The following is a 16,870-nucleotide window of genomic DNA, read 5'->3' on the forward strand; positions in this document are numbered from 1 at the left end:
ATCCGGCCATCATAAAAAAGGCGCGAGTGCTGAACTCGCGCCTTTTTTTATGCTCCAAGGCTAGGCATTGCGCAGCCATGCTGCGTTTCGATTGGTCAGGAGGTTCAAGTGAACAAGTCTATGCTTGTTGGTGCTGTGTTAGGTGCTGCTGTCGTGACTGCTGGCGGCGCCGTTGCCACCTATAGCTTGGTCAAGGGTGGTCCTGAGTATGCGGATGTATTGGCGGTAGAGCCGATCAACCAGCAGATCAAAACCCCCCGTGAAGTTTGCAAGGACGTAACCGTTACCCGTCAGGCGCCGGTCAAGGACCAGCATCAGATCGTCGGTAGCGTGATTGGCGCGGTTGCCGGTGGTTTGCTCGGCAATCAGGTCGGCGGTGGTAATGGCAAGAAAATCGCCACGGTCGCGGGCGCGCTCGGCGGTGGGTATGCCGGTAACAAGGTTCAGGAAGGCATGCAGGAGCGTGACACCTACACCACTACGCAGAACCGCTGCACGACGGTCAACGATGTGAGCGACAAGGTTGTGGGCTACAACGTCAAATACAAGTTGAATGAGAAGGTCGGTCAGGTTCGTATGGAGCGTGATCCGGGTAGCCAGATTCCGGTCGACAAGAACGGTCAGCTGATACTGGGTCAGGCGCAATAACGCCAGTCGCTGAGTTTCACAAGACATAAAAAAAACCGGCTTGCGCCGGTTTTTTTATGCCTGCCGCTTAACGCTTGAGCGAAGCTGGCAGGTGCGGTGCGATCGCGGTCAGAACCGCCTTGAAGCACTTGGTATTGCCGGCAACGATGTGGCCTTTCTCGAGGAAGTCGTGACCGCCGGTGAAGTCGCTGACCAGGCCGCCTGCTTCCTGAATGAGCAGGGCGCCCGCAGCCATGTCCCACTCGGACAGGCCTGACTCCCAGAACGCATCGAAGCGACCAGCAGCAACATAAGCCAGGTCGAGGCTGGCAGCGCCTGCGCGGCGGATGCCGGCGGTCTGGCCTACCAGGCTGCGGAACATACCCAGGTAGTTCTCGATGTTGTCCATCTGGTTGTCACGAAACGGGAAGCCGGTGCCGAGCAGGGCGCCTTCCAGGCTCTTGCGCTGGCTGACGCGCAGGCGGCGACCGTTCAGGGCTGCGCCACGACCACGGCTGGCGGTGAATTCTTCCTGGCGGACCGGATCGAGAACCACGGCGTGCTCGAGGCGGCCGCGGTATTTGCAGGCGATGCTGACAGCAAAGTGCGGGATGCCGCGAACGAAGTTGGTGGTGCCGTCCAGTGGATCGATGATCCACAGGTAGTCGGTGCCTTCGCCGCTGCCTTCGTGCAGGCCGCTTTCTTCGCCGAGAATGCCGTGAGTCGGGTAGGCCTTGCGCAGAGCGGTGATGATGCTTTGCTCGGCAGCGCGGTCGATCTCTGTGACGTAGTCTTTGGCTTCTTTTTCGTCAACCTTGATGGTATCCAGGCGCTCGATGGAGCGGAAAATCAATTCGCTGGCGCTGCGGGCGGCGCGCAGCGCGATATTCAGCATGGGCTGCATGGATAATTCACCTAAGGTTGTTAAAGAGAGCCGGGCATTCTATGGGCTGATTCGAATTATTTCCAGCCTTGCGTTGTTACGGTTGTCGGGTTCGTGTGTGTTTTTTTGCGTCCGGCGCGGTCGCTTCTGCGGTTGCGGTCCGCACAGCTTCATAGCGTTAGCCGAGCCGTTTCTGTAAGATTTGCCCCCCTAATTCGTGTCAGTGAGCGTTCGCTTTGTTGCAGAACATTCGTGTTGTCCTGGTCGGCACTACCCATCCCGGAAATATCGGCGGGGCGGCTCGCGCCATGAAAAACATGGGGCTTTCGCGTCTGGTGCTGGTCGATCCGCGGATCTTCCCTTCGCCCGATGCCGATGCGCGTGCGTCCGGCGCTACCGACATCCTCGAGGGCGCGCAGGTGGTGGCGACCCTCGAAGAAGCGCTGGTCGGCTGCCGTCTGGTGCTGGGCACCAGCGCGCGGGATCGAAGCCTGCCGTGGCCCATGCTGGATCCGCGCGCCTCGGGTGAAAAAGTCATCGAGCAGGCCGGTGAGGGCGCCGAGGTGGCACTGGTGTTCGGTCGTGAGCACGCGGGCTTGACCAACGAAGAGCTGCAGCGCTGCCACTTCCATGTGCATATCCCGTCTGACCCTGCGTTCAGTTCGCTCAATCTGGCGGCTGCCGTACAGGTGCTCAGTTATGAGGTGCGCGTGGCCTGGCTGGCTGCGGCGGAGCAGGGCGAGGCTTCCAAGCCCGCCTCGGCGCACAATGCCGAGCTGGCGACGATGGACGAAATGGAAGGTTTCTACACCCATCTTGAGGCCACGCTTGTGGCTATCGGCTTTCTTGATCCGGAAAAGCCGCGGCATCTGATGGCCCGGCTGCGCAGACTGTACGGGCGTAGCGAAGTCGAACGTTCCGAGCTGAGTATCTTGCGCGGTGTGCTCACCGAAACCCAGAAAGCCGCACGCGGTGAACCCTACAAGCGAAAGGATCAGTGATGTTCGAGCGTCTGCGAGAAGACATTCAAAGCGTGTTCCACCGCGATCCCGCAGCGCGCAACGCCTTTGAAGTCCTGACCTGCTATCCGGGGATGCACGCGATCTGGCTGCACCGCTTCGCCCATATTCTGTGGCGCAACGGCTGGAAATGGCCAGCGCGGGTAGTCTCGAACTTCGGCCGCTGGATGACCGGTATCGAGATCCATCCGGGTGCGCGCATCGGTCGCCGCTTTTTTATCGACCACGGCATGGGCATCGTGATTGGCGAGACCGCCGAGATCGGTAATGACGTCACCCTCTATCAGGGCGTGACCCTGGGCGGCACCAGTTGGAATGCCGGCAAGCGCCATCCGACGCTGGAAGACGGTGTGGTGGTCGGGGCGGGTGCCAAGGTACTTGGGCCGTTCACTGTCGGCGCCGGCGCCAAGATTGGCTCCAACGCAGTGGTCACCAAGGCTGTGCCTGCGGGCGCAACCGCAGTGGGCATCCCGGGGCGGATCATCGTCAAGTCGGACGACGAGGTTGAGGCCAGGCGCAAAGCCATGGCCGAGAAGCTCGGCTTCGACGCGTACGGTGTCAGTGCAGATATGCCTGATCCGGTCGCGCGCGCCATTGGCCAGTTGCTTGACCATTTGCAGGCTGTCGACGGCCGTCTTGAAGGCATGTGCGATGCGCTCGGCAGGCTTGGCAGCGATTACCGCGCCAAGGAGCTGCCGGAGTTGCGTGACGAGGTTTTCGACTGCGTCAAGGACTGCCAGGAAGGCAAGGTCGGCTAGCGCTCACGACGGGCAAGGTGCGTGCCATTACGCCGCACCTTTGCTATGATGCAGCCCGCACTTTTCGCTAATCCCGACTGTTTTACTTGGTCTAATAGTTGACTCTTTTACTCGGGAATAGCATACTCGCTCTCATTCCGAACCTCTGCGGTATACGCCATGCGACTGACTACTAAAGGCCGATACGCTGTAACAGCCATGCTTGACCTGGCGTTGCATGCGCAGAACGGGCCAGTGTCTCTGGCCGACATCTCCGAGCGGCAGGGTATTTCCCTGTCCTACCTCGAGCAGCTGTTCGCCAAGCTGCGTCGCGGCAATCTGGTTTCCAGTGTTCGTGGTCCGGGTGGTGGTTACCAGCTGTCGCGCGACATGAAAGGCATCCAGGTTGCTCAGGTTGTCGATGCAGTCAATGAATCGGTCGATGCCACGCGGTGTCAGGGTCTGGGCGATTGCCATGCTGGCGATACCTGCCTGACCCACCACCTGTGGTGCGACCTGAGCCAGCAGATTCACGAATTTCTAAGCGGTATCAGCTTGGCGGATCTTGTCACTCGCCGTGAGGTACAAGAAGTTGCTCAGCGCCAGGATATGCGCCGTGGTCATAATCACATGTCGCAACTGGGTAAGATCGAAACGTCCGCCGTCGAATGAACGCAGATGAATGAGCGGTGCGCCTGCCTGATAGGAGAGCTTCAATGAAATTGCCAATTTACCTCGACTACTCCGCGACGACCCCGGTCGATCCGCGCGTCGCGCAGAAAATGATCGATTGCCTGACCGTCGAAGGAAACTTCGGCAATCCGGCCTCGCGCTCCCACGTCTTTGGCTGGAAAGCCGAAGAAGCGGTCGAGAACGCCCGTCGTCAGGTCGCTGATCTGGTCAACGCCGATCCGCGCGAAATCGTCTGGACCTCGGGTGCTACCGAATCCAACAACCTGGCTATCAAGGGTGTTGCGCATTTCTATGCCAGCAAAGGCAAGCACCTGATCACCTCCAAGGTTGAACACAAGGCTGTCCTCGACACCACTCGCCAGCTGGAACGCGAAGGTTTCGAAGTGACCTACATCGAGCCCGGTGAAGACGGTCTGATCACGCCTGCCATGATTGAAGCGGCACTGCGCGACGACACTATTCTGGTTTCGATCATGCATGTGAACAACGAGATCGGCACGATCAACGATATTGCCGCGATCGGTGAACTGACCCGTTCGCGCGGTGTGCTGTTCCACGTCGATGGCGCGCAGTCGACCGGCAAGGTTGAAATCGATCTGGCCAGCCTCAAGGTTGACCTGATGTCGTTCTCTGCGCACAAGACCTACGGCCCTAAAGGCATCGGCGCGCTCTACGTCAGCCGCAAGCCACGTGTTCGCCTGGAAGCGACCATGCACGGCGGCGGTCATGAGCGTGGCATGCGTTCCGGCACCCTGGCGACCCATCAGATCGTCGGCATGGGCGAAGCATTCCGTATCGCCAAGGAAGAAATGGCTGCTGAAAACGTGCGCATCAAGGCACTCAGCGATCGTTTCTTCAAGCAGGTCGAAAATCTGGAAGAGCTGTACGTCAACGGCAGCCTGACTGCCCGCGTACCGCACAACCTGAACCTGAGCTTCAACTATGTCGAAGGCGAGTCGCTGATCATGGCGCTCAAGGATCTGGCGGTATCGTCCGGTTCGGCCTGTACCTCGGCCTCGCTTGAGCCTTCGTACGTGCTGCGTGCCCTGGGTCGCAACGATGAGCTGGCACACAGCTCGATTCGTTTCACCTTCGGCCGGTTCAGCACCGAAGAAGAAATCGATTATGCCGCGCATAAGGTTTGCGAGGCGGTTACCCGGCTGCGCACCCTTTCGCCGCTGTGGGACATGTTCAAAGACGGCGTCGACATCTCCAAGATCGAGTGGGCGGCGCACTAATTTAAAGTCGCCTCCAATACAGGTCATGGGCAATTGCGCGTGACCTGCAGAGCGGCTCCCTGATGTGAGAGGAATAGAATCATGGCTTACAGCGAAAAGGTCATCGACCACTACGAAAATCCACGTAACGTCGGCAAGATGAACGCGGAAGATCCTGATGTGGGCACCGGCATGGTCGGCGCTCCTGCGTGCGGCGACGTGATGCGTCTGCAGATCAAGGTCAACGAGCAGGGCGTTATCGAAGACGCCAAGTTCCAGACCTACGGCTGCGGTTCGGCCATCGCGTCCAGCTCCCTGGCCACCGAGTGGATGAAAGGCAAGACTCTGGATGAAGCAGAGACCATCAAGAACACTCAGCTGGCTGAAGAGCTGGCACTGCCGCCAGTGAAGATTCACTGCTCGGTACTCGCTGAAGACGCCATCAAGGCCGCCGTTCGCGACTACAAGCAGAAGAAAGGTCTGCTGTAAGCAGGCTTTTCAAGAGAAGCTTGCAACAGAGTCAACTGCAACAGGCTAATGCAACAGGCTAAGGAGTTCCGATGGCTATCAGCATGACAGAAGCTGCCGCTAACCACGTACGACGTTCCCTCGAGGGGCGCGGCAAGGGTGACGGCGTTCGTCTGGGTGTTCGCACCACAGGCTGTTCAGGTCTTGCCTATGTGCTCGAGTTCGTCGATGAGGCGGCCAGCGAAGACACCGTGTTTGAAATGCACGGCGTCAAGGTGATCATTGACCCGAAAAGTCTGGTCTATCTGGATGGCACCGAGCTCGACTTCGTGCGCGAAGGGTTGAACGAAGGCTTCAAGTTCAACAATCCCAACTCGCGCGGTGAGTGCGGCTGTGGCGAAAGCTTCAACGTCTGAGGCTTTTATTGTGGGTACTCCCTGTCACTTCGCCCTGTTTGACCTCAAGCCCGAGTTTCAGCTTGATCTTGACCAGCTGGCCACGCGCTACCGTGAGCTTGCGCGCAACGTGCATCCGGATCGTTTTGCGGATGCCCCCGAGCGTGAGCAGCGTGTGGCGCTGGAGCGCTCGGCCAGTCTCAACGAGGCCTATCAGACCCTGAAAAGCCCGCCGAAAAGGGCGCGTTATCTGCTGGCAATGAACGGCAACGAAGTGCCGCTCGAAGTCACGGTGCATGATCCCGAGTTTCTTCTGCAGCAGATGCAATTGCGCGAAGACCTCGAGGACTTGCAGGACGAGGCTGATCTGGCCGGCGTCGCGACCTTCAAGTGTCAGCTCAAGATCGCTCAGGACGAACTGAACCAGAGCTTCGCAGCCTGTTGGAATGATGCTGCACAACGCGAGCACGCTGAAAAGCTGATGCGGCGTATGCAGTTTCTCGACAAGCTCTCTCACGAAGTGCGCCAGTTAGAAGAGCGCCTCGACGATTAACCCCGCGCGGCTTCGGCCGCGCGCCAGTGATTATTCTGAACAGCATGGCTTTACTGCAGATCGCCGAACCCGGCCTGAGTCCTCAACCGCACCAGCGTCGTCTGGCTGTGGGTATCGACCTGGGCACTACCAATTCTCTGGTTGCTGCAGTACGCAGCGGCCTGTCCGAACCGCTGGCCGATGCAGAGGGGCAGGTCATTCTGCCGTCTGCCGTGCGCTATCACGCTGATCGTGTCGAAGTAGGGCAGTCAGCGAAGATCGCCGCCTCCCAGGACCCGTTCAATACCGTTCTATCGGTCAAGCGTCTCATGGGCCGTGGTCTGACCGACGTCAAGCAACTGGGCGAGCAACTGCCGTACCGGTTCGTCGGCGGTGAGTCGCACATGCCGTTCATCGACACCGTGCAGGGGCCGAAAAGCCCGGTCGAAGTGTCTGCCGACATCCTCAAGGTCCTGCGCCAGCGCGCAGAAGCCTCACTGGGTGGCGAGCTGGTAGGCGCGGTGATCACCGTTCCTGCCTACTTCGATGACGCTCAGCGTCAGGCGACCAAGGACGCTGCCAGACTGGCGGGCCTCAATGTACTGCGCCTGCTCAATGAGCCTACGGCTGCGGCGGTGGCCTACGGCCTGGATCAAAAGGCCGAAGGTGTGGTTGCCATCTATGACCTGGGCGGCGGAACCTTCGATATTTCGATCCTGCGCCTGACCGGTGGTGTGTTTGAAGTACTGGCCACTGGCGGCGATACCGCTCTGGGTGGCGATGACTTCGATCATGCGATAGCCAGCTGGATTGTCACGGATGCCGGTCTGTCAGCCGATATTGATCCTTCCGCGCAGCGCAGCCTGCTGCAGGCTGCCTGCTCGGCCAAGGAAGCGCTGACTGACGCCGAGTCTGTCGAGGTCGTCTACGGCGACTGGCGTGGCACGCTGACGCGCGAGGCGCTCAATGCGCTGATCGAACCTATGGTTGCGCGCAGCCTCAAGGCCTGCCGCCGAGCAGTGCGTGACACCGGTATCGAGCTTGAAGAAGTCGAGGCGGTGGTCATGGTCGGCGGTTCGACCCGTGTTCCGCGAGTGCGCGAAGCGGTGGCCGAGCTGTTCGGTCGTCAGCCGCTGACCGAGATCGACCCGGATCAGGTGGTGGCCATCGGGGCTGCGATCCAGGCCGATACCCTGGCCGGCAACAAGCGTGACGGTGGCGAACTGCTGCTCCTCGATGTGATTCCGCTCTCGCTGGGGCTGGAAACCATGGGCGGGCTGATGGAGAAAGTCATTCCGCGCAACACCACCATTCCTGTGGCGCGTGGTCAGGAATTCACCACGTACAAGGATGGCCAGACGGCCATGAAGATTCATGTCCTGCAGGGCGAGCGTGAATTGATCAGCGACTGTCGTTCGCTGGCGCGCTTCGAACTGCGTGGCATCCCGCCGATGGTCGCTGGCGCGGCAAAGATTCGTGTCACTTTCCAGGTCGATGCTGATGGTCTGCTCAGCGTCTCGGCGCGTGAAATGGGCTCGGGCATCGAGTCGAGCATTCAGGTCAAGCCGTCCTACGGGCTGACCGATGACGAGGTCACCCGCATGCTCAAGGATTCCTTCGAGTATGCCGGCGACGACAAGGTCGCTCGCGTGCTGCGTGAGCATCAGGTTGATGCCGAGCGTCTGCTCGAAGCTGTTCAGGGTGCTCTGGACGCCGATGGCGAGCGTCTTCTCGACGAGGAAGAGCGCCTGGTCATCAACCTGCAGATGGACGAACTCCGTGAACTGATGCAAGGCACCGATGGTTATGCCATCGAGCAGCAGACCAAGCGTCTGTCGCAGGTGACCGATGCGTTTGCTGCCCGACGCCTCGATTCGACGGTAAAAGCCGCACTGGCCGGGCGCAACTTGAATGAGATTGAGGAATAACTGATGCCGCAGGTGATTTTTCTGCCCCACGCCGAGCATTGCCCGGACGGGCTGGTTGTAGAAGTGGAGCCCGGCACGTCTATTCTCGACATTGCCCACGAGCACCACATCGAGATTGAAAGCGCCTGTGGTGGCGTGTGTGCGTGCACTACCTGCCATTGCGTCATTCGCGAAGGGTTCGATTCGCTGAATGAGGCCGATGAGCTGGAAGAAGACATGCTCGACAAGGCGTGGGGGCTGGAACGGCAGTCACGTCTGTCCTGTCAGGCCATTGTCGGCAACGAAGACCTGACGGTCGAAATACCCAAGTATTCGCTCAACCACGCCGCTGAAGCGCCGCACTGATTCAAGGATTGCTCATGAGTCTCAAATGGGTTGATGTTCAGGAAATCGCCATCCAGCTGGCTGAAAGCCACCCGGAGGTAAATCCGCTCACCGTGAGCTTCCCCAGGCTGCGTGGTCTGGTCATGGCCTTGCCTGAATTCGATGACCATCCGGACCGCAGCGGGGAAAAGGTCCTGGAAGCGATCCAGACATTGTGGATCGAAGAGCTGGATTGACGTTCAGTAACGCGCGCAGTTAGGCAATACACCAGAACCCGCGTATAATTCGCGGGTTTAATTTTTCGCTTCAATCACTGCTTCTGGAGTTTCACCATGGCTGTTCAACGTACTTTCTCCATCATCAAGCCTGACGCCGTTGCCAAGAACGTAATCGGCGAGATCACCACTCGTTTCGAAAAAGCCGGTCTGCGCGTTGTCGCTTCCAAGCTGAAGCAACTGTCCAAGGCCGAAGCTGAAGGTTTCTACGCTGAGCACAGCGCTCGCGGTTTCTTCGGCGACCTGGTTGCTTTCATGATCTCCGGTCCGGTTGTCGTTCAGGTTCTGGAAGGCGAAAACGCTATCGCTCTGAACCGTGAGCTGATGGGCGCTACCAACCCTAAAGAAGCGGCTGCCGGCACCATCCGTGCTGACTTCGCTGATTCCATCGACGCCAACGCTGTTCACGGCTCCGATTCCGAAGCAGCCGCCGCTCGCGAAATCTCGTACTTCTTCGCAGCTACCGAAGTAACCGCTCGCTAAGTCATTTTTGACTGACGAGTGAAGGGTGAATTCATGATTGCATCGACTGGTAAAACCAACCTGCTGGGGCTGACTCAACAGGAAATGGAGAAATTCTTCGACTCTATCGGGGAGAAGCGCTTCCGTGCCGGTCAGGTCATGAAGTGGATTCACCACTTCGGCGTCGACGATTTCGACGCGATGACGAACGTCAGCAAGGCCCTGCGCGAAAAGCTCAAGGCCTGTGCTGAGGTTCGCGGTCCTGAAGTGGTCAGCGAGGACATCTCCAGCGACGGCACCCGTAAATGGGTGGTGCGCGTAGAGTCCGGCAGCTGTGTCGAGACCGTCTATATTCCGCAGGGCAAGCGCGGCACCTTGTGTGTTTCGTCCCAGGCGGGCTGTGCCCTGGATTGCAGTTTCTGCTCCACGGGCAAGCAAGGCTTCAACAGCAACCTCACCGCCGCCGAAGTCATCGGTCAGGTGTGGATTGCCAACAAATCCTTTGGCAGCGTCCCGGCGACCGTCGACCGTGCCATCACCAACGTGGTGATGATGGGCATGGGTGAGCCGCTGCTGAACTTCGACAATGTCATTGCCGCCATGCATCTGATGATGGATGACCTGGGGTATGGCATTTCCAAACGCCGGGTGACCTTGTCCACTTCCGGTGTGGTACCGATGATCGATGAGCTTTCCAAGCACATCGACGTGTCGCTGGCCTTGTCGCTGCACGCACCGAACGATGCGCTGCGCAACCAGCTGGTGCCGATCAACAAGAAATACCCGTTGAAAATGCTTCTCGAGTCCTGCCGTCGCTACATGTCCAGTCTGGGCGAAAAGCGTGTGCTCACCATCGAGTACACCATGCTCAAGGACATCAACGACAAGGTAGAGCACGCGGTCGAGATGATCGAACTGCTCAAGGACACGCCTTGCAAGATCAACCTGATCCCGTTCAACCCGTTTCCGCACTCCGGTTACGAGCGTCCCAGCAATAACGCGATACGTCGTTTTCAGGACCTGTTGCATCAGGCCGGTTATAACGTCACTGTGCGCACCACGCGTGGTGAAGACATCGATGCTGCATGCGGCCAGTTGGTCGGGCAGGTGATGGACCGCACACGCCGTAGCGAACGCTATATAGCCGTGCGTGAGTTGAGCGCCGAGGCCGATGCGGCCCCTGTCGCGGTGACTCGAACCTGACTGCGAACCTGACCGAGAGAGACCCCATGCCTGTGCGTGCCTCGCTGCTGCTCTGTGTTGTCGTCTTGCTGACAGCGTGCGTGTCCACCGGCAACGTCAACCCGCTGACGACGGCCCAGGGGCGCGAGGAAGCGCGCAAGGCTTACGTGCAGCTGGGGCTGGGTTATTTTCAGCAGGGCCAGACCGAGCGTGCCAAGGTTCCGCTGAAAAAGGCGCTCGAACTCGACAGTTCCGATGCGCAGGCCAACGCCGCGCTGGCCCTGGTGTTCCAGACAGAGATGGAGCCGGAGCTGGCTGAGCAGTACTTTCGCAAGGCGTTGGCCGCTAGCAATAACGAAACACGCATCGTCAATAATTACGGCAGTTTTCTGTTCGAACAAAAGCGTTACAAGGAAGCCTACGAGCGTTTTGAACAGGCGGCTGCCGACAACCTGTATCCTGAGCGGTCACGGGTTTTTGAAAGCCTGGGCATGACCTCGCTGAAACTGGGCAACCGCGAGCAGGCTCGCGAGCATTTTACCAAGGCATTGCGCCTGGACCGTCAGTTGCCGTTATCCTTGCTGGAAATGGCTCAGCTGTCCTACGAAGACAAGCAATATGTGCCGGCGCGTGACTATTACGACCGTTTTAGCCAGCTCAGCGAGCAAAATGCACGTAGTCTATTGCTCGGTACGCGGCTGGCGAAGATATATGATGATCGTAACAAGGCGGCCAGCTTTGGCCTGCTGTTGAAAAGACTCTATCCCGGTACGCCGGAATATCAGCAATACCTGTCGGAGCAATGATGAAAGCGGCGCATCCCGAAGTTGTAGCAACCAATCGCGTGAATCCTGGAGAAACCCTGCGCCAGGCCCGCGAGAGCAGGAGCTGGTCGCTGCCAGATGTGGCCTTGAGACTGAATCTCACCGTGACCTCCCTGACCAATCTGGAGAACGGCCAGTTTGAAAAGCTGCCCGGGCATACGTTTGCCCGGGGTTATGTGCGTGCCTACGCCAAACTGCTTGATCTTGATCAGGCGGCGCTGGTTGAGCAGTTCGACCAGTTCACCGGCACCGACGGTAAAGGCAGTTCGGTTCACGCGCTGGGCCGTATCGAAGAGCCGGTCAGGCTGTCGCACAATATTCTGCGTATCGTCAGCCTGCTGTTGCTGGTGATTCTGGTCGGCGGCGGTTTCTTCTGGTGGCAGGATCAGGCGACCTTGCGCGGCAAGGATCAGTCCGGGCTGAACATGGAGCACGTCGAAGTCGAAAGCGCGGATGGCACCACGCAGATTCACCCGCTTGACGAACCGGAAGAGCCTGCTGTGGCTGAAACGCCTGCCTCTGGACAAACTTCCTTGCCGTTGAATACCGGTGCGCCTGCCAGTGAGGCGCCCGCTGCTGCGCCTGCGGCCCCGGCTTCCAGCGTCACAGGTCACGCAACCGCACAACCACAGACACCTGCTGCTGCCACGCCACCGGCGAGCGCGCCTCAAGCACCCGTTGCTGCGCCGAACGTGCCGTCGATGCCGACTGCACCTGCCGAGCAGCCAGCGCCTGTCGTGGCGGGTGCCGGTCAGGTGACCGTACAGTTCGTCGCCGATTGCTGGACCCAGGTCACTGACGGAAACGGCAAAGTGCTGGTCAGCGGTCTCAAGCGCAAGGGCGAGAGCCTGGATGTCAACGGCAAGCTGCCGTTGACCCTGCGTCTGGGCTACGCGCGCGGTGCGCAGGTCAGCTACAACGGTCAGCCTGTGGATGTAGCACCTTTTACCAGCGGCGAAACTGCTCGCCTGAAGCTAGGGCAATAAGTCATGCACGGCGAATCTCCAATCAAGCGTCGCGAATCCCGGAAAATATGGGTCGGTTCCGTACCGGTCGGCGGTGATGCGCCGATCGCGGTGCAGAGCATGACCAACAGCGATACCAACGATGTGGCCGCTACCGTGGCCCAGATCAATCGTCTGGAAGCGGCGGGCGTCGACATCGTGCGTGTTTCGGTGCCGGACATGGACGCTGCCGAAGCATTCGGCCGCATCAAGCAACTGGTCAAGGTGCCGCTGGTCGCCGACATTCACTTCGATCACCGCATCGCCTTGCGTGTGGCGGAGCTGGGCGTCGACTGTCTGCGTATCAACCCGGGCAATATCGGTCGTGAAGACCGTGTGCGGGCGGTGGTCGATGCTGCACGTGATCGGGGCATCCCGATCCGCATCGGCGTCAATGCCGGGTCGCTGGAAAAAGACCTGCAGAAGAAATACGGCGAGCCCACGCCAGAGGCCCTGGTAGAGTCTGCGCTGCGCCATGTCGAGCATCTGGAACGCCTGAACTTTCAGGACTTCAAGGTCAGCGTCAAGGCTTCCGATGTGTTCATGGCGGTCGCGGCCTATCGGTTGCTGGCCAAAGAGATTGTTCAGCCGCTGCACCTGGGCATCACCGAAGCCGGTGGCTTGCGTTCGGGTACGGTGAAATCGGCTGTCGGTCTCGGTATGCTGCTTGCCGAAGGAATTGGCGATACTATCCGCATCTCGCTGGCGGCTGACCCGGTCGAGGAAGTGAAGGTCGGGTACGACATTCTCAAATCATTGCGCCTTCGTTCGCGTGGAATCAACTTCATCGCCTGTCCGAGCTGCTCGCGGCAGAACTTCGATGTGGTCAAGACCATGAACGAGCTGGAAGGTCGACTCGAGGATTTGCTGGTGCCGCTCGATGTCGCGGTGATCGGTTGTGTGGTCAATGGTCCGGGCGAAGCCAAAGAGGCGCACATCGGCCTGACCGGTGGCACGCCGAACCTGATCTACATCGACGGCAAACCCGCGCAGAAACTGACCAATGACAATCTCGTGAATGAGCTGGAACGCTTGATTCGCGAGAAAGCGGCTGAAAAAGCCGAAGCCGACGCCTCGGTCATCGTGCGCGGCTAACCCGGATTGCTAAGGATTTTTTGTGAGTAAGTCTCTACAAGCCATTCGTGGCATGAACGACATTCTGCCCGAGCAGACGCCGCTGTGGCGTCACTTCGAAGGCACTGTTGCCCGTCTGCTGGATAACTACGGTTACCGGCAGATTCGTATGCCTATCGTCGAATTCACCGAGCTGTTCAAGCGCTCCATCGGTGAAGTGACCGATATCGTCGAGAAAGAGATGTATACCTTCGCCGACCGCAACGGCGACTCTCTGACCCTGCGCCCTGAAGGCACTGCCGCGTGCGTGCGTGCGGTCCTCGAGCACGGCATCACTGGCGGCGGCCAGGTTCAGAAACTGTGGTACATCGGTCCGATGTTCCGTCACGAGCGCCCGCAGAAAGGCCGTTATCGTCAGTTTCACCAGATCGGTGTCGAGGTCTTCAACCTGGACGGTCCCGATATCGATGCCGAACTGATTGTCATGACCTGGCGCCTGTGGGGCCTGCTGGGCATTCGCAACGCCGTCAAGCTCGAGCTGAACAGCCTGGGCACCAGCGAGGCGCGTGCGCGTTATCGCGAGGCGCTGGTCGAATACCTCTCGGCACGTCTCGACCAACTGGACGAAGACAGCCAGCGCCGCCTGAAAACCAACCCGTTGCGCGTGCTGGACACCAAGCACCCTGAAACCCAGGCTGTGCTGATCGATGCGCCGAAACTGGCTGACTATCTGGATGACGAATCCCGCGTTCACTTCGAAGGCCTGAAGGCCCGTCTGGACGCCGCCGGTATTCCTTATGTGATCAATCCCAAGCTGGTGCGTGGCCTGGATTACTACAGCAAGACCGTTTTCGAGTGGGTCACCGACCAGCTCGGTGCCCAGGGTACGGTCTGTGCGGGCGGTCGTTACGACGGTCTGGTCGAGCAGATGGGCGGCAAGCCTACTGCAGGCGTCGGTTTCGCGATGGGCATCGAGCGACTGGTGCTGCTGCTCGAAACCCTTGAGCAGGTGCCGGAAGAGATTGCCCGTCAGGTCGATGTCTACCTGTGCGCATTTGGCGAAGCCGCCGAGCTGGCTGCGCTGGCACTGACCGAAAAGGTCCGTGATCAGCTGCCGACTCTGCGGTTGCAGGTCAACGCCGGTGCCGGCAGCTTCAAAAGCCAGTTCAAGAAAGCCGACAAGAGCGGTGCGCTTTACGCGCTGATCCTCGGCGAAGAAGAACTGGCGGCGAAGGTCATTGGCGTCAAACCCCTGCGCGGTCAGGGTGAACAACAAAATATTGCCTGGGATGCTCTGTCGGAGCACCTGGCCTCCTGCGTCGTGCAGGGTTGAAGCTGATTTAACAGCCGTTTAGCGAATAGGAGTATTGGGGTGTCGGGTACCGAAGATGAAGAGCTGGCGGTAATGAAGGACTGGTGGCAGCGCAACGGCAAACCTCTGTTGACCGGCGGTCTGCTTGCGCTGGTCGTGGTTCTGGGTTGGCAGTTCTGGCACAGGTATCAGGCCAGCCAGTCGCAAGGCGCCTCGATGCTTTATCAGCAATTGCTGGAAACCGCACTGACGCCCAGTGGCCAGGCAGACACCGCACGTGTCGCCGAGATCTCCGGCAAACTGAAAAGCGAATTCGGTGGCACTACCTACGCACAGTTCGGTAGCCTGTTCGTCGCCAAGGTGGCGGTCGATGCCGGCAAGCTGGATGATGCTGCAGCCGAGCTGAAAACCGTGGCCGACAAGCCTGCCAACGACACGCTGGGCGAGATCGCCCGTCAGCGTCTGGCACGCGTGCTGGCTGCGCAGAACAAGACCGATGACGCGCTGAAGCTGCTCGACGGCGATGCCGACAAGGCTTTCCTCGCCAGTCGTGAAGAACTGAAGGGTGACCTGCTGGTACAGCTGGGTCGTACCGACGAGGCGTATGCTGCATACCAAAAGGCCAAATCTGCTCTGTCCGAAGACGCAGCAGTGGGTGGCCTGCAAATGAAGCTCGACGATCTGGCGAAAGGGGATGCGTGACGTGATTCGTTGGAAACATGCAGCATTGCTGGCTCTGGCCATTCTGGCCGCGGGTTGCAGCAGCAACAGCAAAAAGGAATTGCCTCCGGCCGAGCTGACCGACTTCAAAGAAGAAGTGGTTCTGCACAAGCAGTGGAGCCGTTCCGTTGGCGACGGCCAGGGCAAGACTTACAACATGCTCGTGCCAGCCATTGACGGCGACCGCATCTATGCGGCGGACGTCACGGGCGAAGTCGTGTCGCTGGATCGTCTGACTGGCGACGTGATCTGGAAGAAGGATCTCGATCTGCCCGTCTCCGGTGCAGTCGGCGTGGGCTATGGCCTGGTAATGATCGGCACCCTCAAGGGTGAAGTGATTGCCATGGACGCCACGTCCGGTGAGGAAAAGTGGCGCGCCCACGTGACCAGTGAAGTGCTGGCTCCGCCGGCCACCAACGGTTCTGTGGTCGTTGTCCAGACTCAGGATGACCGCATCGTCGGTTTCGACGCTTCTACCGGTTCGCAGCTCTGGATCTACGAAAGTACGCCGGCGGTGCTGACCCTGCGCGGCACGGGTGCTCCGCTGGCAACCAACCGTCTTGCCGTAGCGGGTCTGTCGACCGGCAAGGTCGTCGCTCTGGATATCACCAACGGCGTGCCGATCTGGGAACAGCGTGTTGCCATCCCGCAAGGCCGCTCGGAACTGGATCGTGTCGTCGATATCGACGGCGGCCTGTTGCTGTCCGGCGGTACGCTGTACGTCGCTACCTATCAGGGGCGCGTCGCCGGTCTCGATCTGGAAAGCGGTCGTGTGCTCTGGCAGCGTGATGCTTCGAGCTACTCGGGTGTCGCCCAGGGCTTTGGCAGCGTCTATGCCACTCTGGCCTCCGGTACTGTCGAAGGTATCGACGAGCGTTCGTCCTCTGCACTGTGGAGCAACGAATCACTGGCTCGCCGCCAGCTCGGCGCGCCGGAAGTGTATTCCAGCTACGTAGCGGTCGGTGACATGGAAGGCTACCTGCACCTGTTGAGCCAGGTGGATGGTCGTTTTGTCGGTCGCGAACGTATCGACAGCGACGGCCTGCGTGCGCGTCCGCTGGTGGTTGGGGACATGATTTACGTGTATGGCAACAGCGGCAAACTGGAAGCCCTGACCATCAAGCAATAAGTGTCCATGCCCGGGCCAATGGCCCCGGGTGCCCTTGCTTCGGCAAGGCTGCGGTGCCTTTGTGG

General features: G+C 59.5%; 20 protein-coding genes. 19 read left to right on the forward strand and 1 reads right to left on the reverse strand.

Annotation, left to right across the window (positions count from 1 at the left end; genetic code table 11):
* Positions 1-108: 108 nt before the first annotated feature.
* Complete coding sequence (locus AC54XV_RS06865) at positions 109-648, forward strand: glycine zipper 2TM domain-containing protein (RefSeq protein WP_003421912.1); 540 nt, start codon at positions 109-111, stop codon at positions 646-648.
* 67 nt (positions 649-715) lie between these two features.
* On the opposite strand, the gene suhB is transcribed toward AC54XV_RS06865, so the two are convergent.
* Positions 716-1,531, reverse strand: coding sequence for a type III secretion system regulator SuhB (gene suhB / locus AC54XV_RS06870; RefSeq protein ID WP_003314166.1), 816 nt, complete (start codon positions 1,529-1,531; stop codon positions 716-718).
* A gap of 215 nt (positions 1,532-1,746) precedes the next feature.
* On the opposite strand from suhB, the gene trmJ reads away from it, so the two are divergent.
* The 18 genes from trmJ (at position 1,747) to bamB (ending at position 16,805) form a co-directional block, all read left to right on the forward strand.
* A complete protein-coding gene (gene trmJ / locus AC54XV_RS06875) occupies positions 1,747-2,511 on the forward strand; it encodes a tRNA (cytosine(32)/uridine(32)-2'-O)-methyltransferase TrmJ (RefSeq protein ID WP_054092902.1) in 765 nt (254 codons plus the stop codon).
* Complete coding sequence (cysE, locus tag AC54XV_RS06880) at positions 2,511-3,287, forward strand: serine O-acetyltransferase (protein ID WP_003365098.1); 777 nt, start codon at positions 2,511-2,513, stop codon at positions 3,285-3,287. Before trmJ ends, cysE begins: the two co-directional genes overlap by 1 nt.
* 159 nt (positions 3,288-3,446) lie before the next feature.
* Positions 3,447-3,938, forward strand: coding sequence for a Fe-S cluster assembly transcriptional regulator IscR (gene iscR / locus AC54XV_RS06885; protein WP_002552474.1), 492 nt, complete (start codon positions 3,447-3,449; stop codon positions 3,936-3,938).
* Between the two features lie 44 nt (positions 3,939-3,982).
* Entirely contained in the window at positions 3,983-5,197 is a 1,215-nt protein-coding gene (locus AC54XV_RS06890; protein WP_058399004.1) for an IscS subfamily cysteine desulfurase, read from the forward strand.
* A gap of 81 nt (positions 5,198-5,278) precedes the next feature.
* Complete coding sequence (iscU, locus tag AC54XV_RS06895) at positions 5,279-5,665, forward strand: Fe-S cluster assembly scaffold IscU (protein ID WP_496718200.1); 387 nt, start codon at positions 5,279-5,281, stop codon at positions 5,663-5,665.
* 71 nt (positions 5,666-5,736) lie between these two features.
* The gene (iscA, locus tag AC54XV_RS06900; protein ID WP_003365093.1) at positions 5,737-6,060 is read left to right on the forward strand and encodes an iron-sulfur cluster assembly protein IscA; all 324 of its coding nucleotides are present in this window, start codon (positions 5,737-5,739) and stop codon (positions 6,058-6,060) included.
* Positions 6,061-6,070: 10 nt separating this feature from the next.
* The gene (hscB, locus tag AC54XV_RS06905; RefSeq protein WP_024638515.1) at positions 6,071-6,592 is read left to right on the forward strand and encodes a co-chaperone HscB; all 522 of its coding nucleotides are present in this window, start codon (positions 6,071-6,073) and stop codon (positions 6,590-6,592) included.
* Positions 6,593-6,636: 44 nt separating this feature from the next.
* Positions 6,637-8,499, forward strand: coding sequence for a Fe-S protein assembly chaperone HscA (hscA, locus tag AC54XV_RS06910; protein WP_058399016.1), 1,863 nt, complete (start codon positions 6,637-6,639; stop codon positions 8,497-8,499).
* Between the two features lie 3 nt (positions 8,500-8,502).
* Positions 8,503-8,844 (forward strand): ISC system 2Fe-2S type ferredoxin, encoded by a 342-nt coding sequence (gene fdx / locus AC54XV_RS06915; RefSeq protein ID WP_004406488.1) that lies wholly within the window; start codon positions 8,503-8,505, stop codon positions 8,842-8,844.
* A 14-nt stretch (positions 8,845-8,858) separates the two neighbouring features.
* Complete coding sequence (gene iscX, locus AC54XV_RS06920) at positions 8,859-9,059, forward strand: Fe-S cluster assembly protein IscX (RefSeq protein WP_003415412.1); 201 nt, start codon at positions 8,859-8,861, stop codon at positions 9,057-9,059.
* A 96-nt stretch (positions 9,060-9,155) separates the two neighbouring features.
* The gene (gene ndk, locus AC54XV_RS06925) at positions 9,156-9,581 is read left to right on the forward strand and encodes a nucleoside-diphosphate kinase (RefSeq protein ID WP_002552482.1); all 426 of its coding nucleotides are present in this window, start codon (positions 9,156-9,158) and stop codon (positions 9,579-9,581) included.
* A 33-nt stretch (positions 9,582-9,614) separates the two neighbouring features.
* On the forward strand, positions 9,615-10,763 hold the full coding sequence (gene rlmN / locus AC54XV_RS06930) for a dual-specificity RNA methyltransferase RlmN (RefSeq protein ID WP_011266908.1): 1,149 nt from the start codon (positions 9,615-9,617) through the stop codon (positions 10,761-10,763).
* Positions 10,764-10,789: 26 nt separating this feature from the next.
* On the forward strand, positions 10,790-11,548 hold the full coding sequence (gene pilW / locus AC54XV_RS06935; RefSeq protein ID WP_003409116.1) for a type IV pilus biogenesis/stability protein PilW: 759 nt from the start codon (positions 10,790-10,792) through the stop codon (positions 11,546-11,548).
* The gene (locus AC54XV_RS06940; RefSeq protein WP_058399005.1) at positions 11,548-12,552 is read left to right on the forward strand and encodes a RodZ domain-containing protein; all 1,005 of its coding nucleotides are present in this window, start codon (positions 11,548-11,550) and stop codon (positions 12,550-12,552) included. The genes pilW and AC54XV_RS06940 overlap by 1 nt, the downstream gene beginning before the upstream one ends.
* 3 nt (positions 12,553-12,555) lie before the next feature.
* The gene (gene ispG / locus AC54XV_RS06945) at positions 12,556-13,665 is read left to right on the forward strand and encodes a flavodoxin-dependent (E)-4-hydroxy-3-methylbut-2-enyl-diphosphate synthase (RefSeq protein WP_003339743.1); all 1,110 of its coding nucleotides are present in this window, start codon (positions 12,556-12,558) and stop codon (positions 13,663-13,665) included.
* A gap of 22 nt (positions 13,666-13,687) precedes the next feature.
* Positions 13,688-14,977: a histidine--tRNA ligase gene (gene hisS / locus AC54XV_RS06950; RefSeq protein WP_032656375.1), complete on the forward strand. Its 1,290-nt coding sequence runs from the start codon at positions 13,688-13,690 to the stop codon at positions 14,975-14,977.
* A gap of 39 nt (positions 14,978-15,016) precedes the next feature.
* The gene (locus AC54XV_RS06955; protein ID WP_002552488.1) at positions 15,017-15,658 is read left to right on the forward strand and encodes a YfgM family protein; all 642 of its coding nucleotides are present in this window, start codon (positions 15,017-15,019) and stop codon (positions 15,656-15,658) included.
* Complete coding sequence (bamB, locus tag AC54XV_RS06960) at positions 15,651-16,805, forward strand: outer membrane protein assembly factor BamB (protein ID WP_024642815.1); 1,155 nt, start codon at positions 15,651-15,653, stop codon at positions 16,803-16,805. Before AC54XV_RS06955 ends, bamB begins: the two co-directional genes overlap by 8 nt.
* Positions 16,806-16,870 lie beyond the last annotated feature (65 nt).

The sequence above is a fragment of the Pseudomonas fragariae (ex Marin et al. 2024) genome (assembly GCF_059621105.1).

Bases quoted from the DNA above. Each gene is read 5' to 3' on its own strand.
- suhB (WP_003314166.1), bottom strand. From the start codon at position 1,531: ATGCAGCCCATGCTGAATATCGCGCTGCGCGCCGCCCGCAGCGCCAGC.
- cysE (WP_003365098.1), top strand. From the start codon at position 2,511: ATGTTCGAGCGTCTGCGAGAAGACATTCAAAGCGTGTTCCACCGCGAT.
- iscR (WP_002552474.1), top strand. From the start codon at position 3,447: ATGCGACTGACTACTAAAGGCCGATACGCTGTAACAGCCATGCTTGAC.
- AC54XV_RS06890 (WP_058399004.1), top strand. From the start codon at position 3,983: ATGAAATTGCCAATTTACCTCGACTACTCCGCGACGACCCCGGTCGAT.
- iscU (WP_496718200.1), top strand. From the start codon at position 5,279: ATGGCTTACAGCGAAAAGGTCATCGACCACTACGAAAATCCACGTAAC.
- iscA (WP_003365093.1), top strand. From the start codon at position 5,737: ATGGCTATCAGCATGACAGAAGCTGCCGCTAACCACGTACGACGTTCC.
- hscA (WP_058399016.1), top strand. From the start codon at position 6,637: ATGGCTTTACTGCAGATCGCCGAACCCGGCCTGAGTCCTCAACCGCAC.
- fdx (WP_004406488.1), top strand. From the start codon at position 8,503: ATGCCGCAGGTGATTTTTCTGCCCCACGCCGAGCATTGCCCGGACGGG.
- iscX (WP_003415412.1), top strand. From the start codon at position 8,859: ATGAGTCTCAAATGGGTTGATGTTCAGGAAATCGCCATCCAGCTGGCT.
- ndk (WP_002552482.1), top strand. From the start codon at position 9,156: ATGGCTGTTCAACGTACTTTCTCCATCATCAAGCCTGACGCCGTTGCC.
- rlmN (WP_011266908.1), top strand. From the start codon at position 9,615: ATGATTGCATCGACTGGTAAAACCAACCTGCTGGGGCTGACTCAACAG.
- pilW (WP_003409116.1), top strand. From the start codon at position 10,790: ATGCCTGTGCGTGCCTCGCTGCTGCTCTGTGTTGTCGTCTTGCTGACA.
- AC54XV_RS06940 (WP_058399005.1), top strand. From the start codon at position 11,548: ATGAAAGCGGCGCATCCCGAAGTTGTAGCAACCAATCGCGTGAATCCT.
- ispG (WP_003339743.1), top strand. From the start codon at position 12,556: ATGCACGGCGAATCTCCAATCAAGCGTCGCGAATCCCGGAAAATATGG.
- bamB (WP_024642815.1), top strand. From the start codon at position 15,651: ATGCGTGACGTGATTCGTTGGAAACATGCAGCATTGCTGGCTCTGGCC.